Genomic DNA, 564 nt, shown 5'->3' with positions numbered 1-564 from the left:
GTCAACGCCGCTGTCGCCCTGATTGATGATGGTAACACGGTCCCATTTATTGCACGTTACCGTAAAGAGGTGACAGGTGGCCTTGATGATACCCAACTGCGTACTCTGGACAGCCGTCTGTCATACCTTCGCGAGCTCGACGATCGCCGTCAAACCATTCTGAAGTCGATCCAAGAACAAGGCAAACTGACGCCAGAACTAGAACGAGAGATCACGCAAGCCGACAGCAAGACTCGCCTGGAAGACCTTTACCTGCCATACAAACCAAAGCGCCGCACCAAAGGCCAAATCGCGATTGAAGCTGGCTTAGAACCTCTCGCTGATACACTTTGGAACCAGCCACAAACAGAACCAGAAATCGAAGCGACGAAATATCTTGATGCGGACAAAGGCATCGCGGATACCAAAGCGGCACTGGATGGCGCTCGCGCAATCATCATGGAGCGCATTGCTGAGGATGCGAACCTGCTTGAAAAAATTCGTGCTCATCTAAACCGCAACGCGGAACTGGTTTCTCGTGTCGTTGAAGGTAAAGAGCAAGAAGGCGAGAAGTTTAAAGATTAC

General features: G+C 51.1%; 1 protein-coding gene. It reads left to right on the top strand.

Features of this window, described 5'->3' with window-relative positions:
- On the top strand, positions 1-564 hold a 564-nt coding region (locus R8O10_RS26740), incomplete at both ends, for a Tex-like N-terminal domain-containing protein (RefSeq protein ID WP_318192165.1).

This window comes from Vibrio sp. 1727 (assembly GCF_033344415.1).
GTDB lineage: Bacteria > Pseudomonadota > Gammaproteobacteria > Enterobacterales > Vibrionaceae > Vibrio > Vibrio alginolyticus.
The sequence above is the reverse complement of the archived record's forward strand: the minus strand, read 5'-3'. Positions and strand labels throughout refer to the sequence as shown.